The organism is Kordia sp. (genome assembly GCF_045105435.1).
GTDB lineage: Bacteria > Bacteroidota > Bacteroidia > Flavobacteriales > Flavobacteriaceae > Kordia.
This window is the reverse complement of the sequence record NZ_JBGCDL010000330.1, coordinates 1-5085: the sequence shown is the minus strand read 5'-3', so window position 1 is coordinate 5085 and position 5085 is coordinate 1. Positions and strand designations below refer to the sequence as shown.

Sequence of the window (5085 nt, the reverse complement as noted above, 5' to 3'; positions counted from 1 at the left end):
CCCGTTGTGCATTTTGAATTCAAAAGTATAACGAAGCGTCATTTCGAGTGATTTTGAGGTACGAAAAATCGTATCGAGAACTGTTTAGTACAAAATATTCTATTCTCGATACAAATTTGACTCATTTTCAATCGTAAAATTAACTCGAATTGACGAAATTTTATCAAAATGTTACATTATGAAACAAAAACTAACTATTAGTCTACTAATACTACTTAAATGATAAAGTGTTTGTAAAAACTAGGGCACATAATCTTATTTATCTAATCAATGGATCAATTTGGTACAAAAAACTAAATCATGTTCTAAAACAAGGTTTTTTCATACGAATTCATTACTTTTAAAACCAAACAGTTTTCAAATTCTAAAAGACAACTACTTTGAAGATCAAAAAAATATGGAAACGAATTTTATTAGGACTCATCATAGTTCCTATTTTAATACTTGGAGGTCTTATACTATATGTTCAAAGCTATCAATCTGAAATTATAAAAGAAGAGATTGCAAAACTAAACAAAGAACACAAAGGTCTTATTAGTATTGGTGATAGTGAATTATCCCTTTTTGGCAACTTCCCATATATTTCTTTAAAAGTATATGATTTTAAAATTTTTGAAACAAAAGAAGATAATGCACCTGTTGTAATGGATGTAAAAGACATTTACATTGGTTTTAACCTTTGGGATATTGTAAATGGAAATTATGACATTCAATCTTTAATAGTTGAAGATGGTGTTTTTAATATTGTTATTCACGAAAATAATACTACTAATATTCAAAACTCGCTAGCCAGTACTTCTGACGCAGAAGCTCCTGCTATGAATATTCATCTAAAAAAAATTAAACTTAAAAATTTAGACATTCACACTTTAGATGAAGCCACCAATACAGACGTTGAAAAATTTGTATATGCTGGCACAGGTGGTTTTAGCCAAAAAGACAGTATCATAGCTGGTCATATTGATACCGATTTTGAATTAAATATCATAAAAAATAGAGATACAACCTTTATTAATAAAAAACATTTTGAAGTACATACAGACCTAGAATTTAATGAATATACAGGTATTCTTGACATACAACCGTCAAGTGTTGTAATGGAAAATGGTGATTTTGAGCTAAAAGGTTCTATAGACACAAAGAATGATGTAGACCTCGACCTTTCTATACAAGGAACAAAGCCCAATTTTGACATGCTTATCGCGTTTGCGCCAACAGATGTAATACCTGTATTGGAAAAATATAAAAACGCTGGCGAAATTTATTTTAATGCTAGCATCAAAGGACCTGCTAACAAAGGAAATAGACCTGCTATCGATGCTAATTTTGGAGCTGGAAAGGCTTTTTTAGAAAATACTGAAAGAGGAAAAAAGATAGATAACATGGGCTTTAATGGTCATTTTACTAATGGCAAAAATAGAGATGCAAGTACCATGGAATTTTCACTAAAAGACATGACCGCTTCTTTGGAAAAAGGAGAATTTAAAGGTGCGCTTTTTGTGAAGAATTTTGAATCGCCCGAAGTGGATATGCAACTCTACTCAAATTTTAGTCTGGATTTTGTAGCCGATTTTTTTGAACTAGAGCAAGTAAAAGATGCCTCTGGAAAAGTTTCACTAAAAATGAATTTTCACGATGTTATTGATATTGATAATCCTGAAAAAGTATTACAAAAATTTAATCAAGCATACTTTGCAGAATTGACTATAAAAGATTTGCGTATTGACTCCGAAGAATTGCCAGCTCCTTTGAATGGTTTAAATGCACATTTGGTAATGAATGGGAAAGAAGCGACACTGAACCAGTTTGAACTGTTGATGGGAAATTCAGATTTGTCAATAAGTGGTTTTCTTTCAGACTTACCTGCAATTGTGCATCATACTGATATTCCGGTGGAAGCCCATTTAGATGTTACTTCTAATTACTTAGATATTGCGCAATTAACTCGTTTTTCAGCACAAGACACCATCCAAACTGGTTTTGATGAGCAAATAAAAGATTTAAGCTTAGGACTTTCTTTTAAAACGTCTGCAAAAGATTTTACTGAATCTGAATATTTACCAAAAGGTGAGTTTTTTATCGATAGTTTGTATGCAGATTTGAAGCATTATCCACATAAATTACATGATTTCCATGCCGACGTATTAATTGATAGTGTAGACTTAAAAATAGTAGATTTTACAGGATTTATAGATGATAGCGATTTTCATTTTGATGGACTTATACATGATTATGCCTTTTGGATGCAACCCGAACTGAACGGAGATGTAGACTTGGATATCAATCTTACCTCTAAAATGTTACGACTGGAAGATGTTTTTTCATATAAAGGAGAAAATTACGTTCCAGCAGCATACAGACATGAAGAATTTGACAAACTGGCATTGCATTTTGACGCTAGTATGCATTATAAAGATTCTGCTTTACACTCTATCGATTTGGCTTTAGATAAGTTAGATACAAAAATGAAAATGCATCCACTTCGCTTTCACGATTTTAAAGGAAACATACATTACGAAGATCAACATGTAATGATAAAAGATTTTCATGGCGAAATAGGAACTACCAATTTTAATTTCGATTTAAACTATTATTTAGGAGAAAATCAGCAAATAAAGAAAAGAGATAATTACCTCAAATTAAAAGCAAATTATATTGACTATGATGCCCTTTTTAATTTTGATTTAAGTCCGCCAAAACCAGTAGCAACTGCGACTTCAAAAACTGCAGATGTAACAGCACATGCAGATGCTTTCAATTTATATGAGCTGCCATTTACAGATATGAAATTTGAGGTTGATATCGCTCATTTTATGTATCATAGAATTGATCTCCAAAAAATCAAAGCTGATTTAAGAATAACACCCGACCATTATATTTATGTTGATACATTAAACATGAATGCTGCGGGAGGAAATATTAAATTAAGCGGCTATTTTAATGGTAGCGATCCAAAACATATTTATCTACAACCAGATATAGTTATGACTAATGTTGACTTGGATAAATTGCTATTCAAGTTTGAAAATTTTGGACAAGATCATCTCGTTTCAGAAAATTTGCAAGGAAAACTTACTTCCAGAATTACAGGAAAAATAAGAGTATATCCAGATTTAGTGCCCGATTTAGATCAATCGACCATAAAAATGAACGTAAAAGTATTGAATGGGAGATTGAAAAATTACGATCCAATGTTAGCACTTTCAGATTATATGGGAGATAAAAATCTTAAAAACATTCGATTTGACACTTTACAAAATAGCTTGGATATACAGAAAGGGAAAATTAATATTCCTTCCATGACGATCGAATCTACTTTGGGTCACATGGAATTGTCTGGTACGCATGACAGTAATCAAAACATCGAATATTATTTACGTGTTCCTTGGAAAATTGTGAGAAAAGCTGCCTGGCAGCGATTATTTGGACGCAAAAAGAGTCGTACTATTACTGAGAAAGAAAAAGAAGATGAGATTATAGAAGTAGATCCAAACAAAAGATTGTGGTATCTCAATATAAAAGTTCAAGGAAACATAGAAGATTATGAGATTTCATTGGGTAAGAAAAAGAAAAAGCGAAAGCGTAAACGTTCAAAAGGCTAGTAAGCTAGGTTTGCGCAACTGATAATTTCTTTGTAACTAGTGACCGTAGTAGACATTTAAAAAACGCTTAAATTGACTGATATGACATAAAGAAACTTCTTGTCTAACACTCTCAAAAACATAAAAAAAGCTCCACATTTCTGTGAAGCTTTTTGCTTAGTAGCGGGAACTGGACTCGAACCAGTGACCTTCGGGTTATGAGTTCATCTTGGGATTCTTACCCTCAGATTATCAATTAGTTAACCCTACCCTATTCCGCTAAAAATCTCAAATCGTATTCAAAAACGTATTCGATTTTCTGATTATTAATTAGTCAAATGTAGTAAAAATAAACTAAGATTATATCAATTATTAGAAATTATTGTTTGAGAAATACTTGATACTAAATCACCTTATTTTTCATACAGGTACATCAGAGGTATATGCTTCCAAAAATTTATTTAATCCATTTTTGATAGCATATCTACGACCTTGACTTTTATTACCATATTTCTCAATACAAGAATGAATAAGATGTCCCTTCAAATTAACTGATATTTTAGTTTCTTCCTTTGGTAATTTTGGGATGTCTAAATATTTTCTTAATGAATCAATTTCTAATTCATCAATATGCCTATGAGTTAGTTCATCTTTCTTATCAAGGTCTAATATTTTCTCTAATTTATCGTAAAGATTATCATGTATTATTTCTTTAAGATAGGGCATTATATCTTCATTTAAAACTTCAGCTAACTTATTTATACCCTCATTAAGCCCTTGTCTATCATTAATAAGATTATCAACTCTTTTTTCTGAATCATTAACTTTTCTTTGCAGTTCACCTCTTTCAATATGAAGTGCCTTCATTGATTTATCTGACGTTTTAAACTTCTCAACAGCTTTGTTTCTTTCTTCTAACATATTAGATATGGTATTCTTAATTGTATCCAACTCAGAAAGCATTTCATCTCTGTGTCTTTTTATATCATCATATTCTTCTTTAGTATAAAACTTTCTACCGCGCATCACTAATTTATAAAGCTCAACTTTGACTCTTTTTTCAGAAAAATTAACAATAACTCTTGTGAAATTCAAAATAACATAAGTTGAAATCATTACCAATATTGTTATTAGTATATTCCATAATACACCATGAATAAAAGAGTTCTCAACAAAGTAGTCTTTTACATATTCTATTCGAGAATCTAGTTTCTGTGTTTTATCAAAATAAATCAAACTATAAATAAGTTCCCAATTTCTGATTAGCCAGACTAAAAAATAAGTTCCAAAAAAAGGATTTTTAATAGGTTTTTCTAATAAATATTTTGTTTGAGAAAACAAGCTGAAATTTGCCATTTGATTTATTTTGTAGTCTTAATATGATACTCCCCATCCTTAGGACAGTTTAAAGATATTTTTTAATTATTAAGAAGCCATTTTTTTTTTTTAAAATATTTTATTCTTAGGTACTTTTTCTATTTCTGTATGCCTTTTTTTAGTGTTT

The 5085-nt window shown here is 30.4% G+C and carries 2 protein-coding genes; one reads left to right on the top strand and one right to left on the bottom strand.

Annotation, left to right across the window (positions count from 1 at the left end; all coding sequences use genetic code 11):
• The first annotated feature begins 380 nt into the window (after window positions 1–380).
• The gene (locus AB8B65_RS16870) at window positions 381–3602 is read left to right on the top strand and encodes an AsmA-like C-terminal region-containing protein (RefSeq protein ID WP_405302449.1); all 3222 of its coding nucleotides are present in this window, start codon (window positions 381–383) and stop codon (window positions 3600–3602) included.
• A gap of 399 nt (window positions 3603–4001) precedes the next feature.
• Here AB8B65_RS16870 and AB8B65_RS16865 read toward each other — a convergent pair whose 3' ends face one another.
• Window positions 4002–4937, bottom strand: coding sequence for a hypothetical protein (locus tag AB8B65_RS16865; protein ID WP_405302448.1), 936 nt, complete (start codon window positions 4935–4937; stop codon window positions 4002–4004).
• Window positions 4938–5085: the final 148 nt, after the last annotated feature.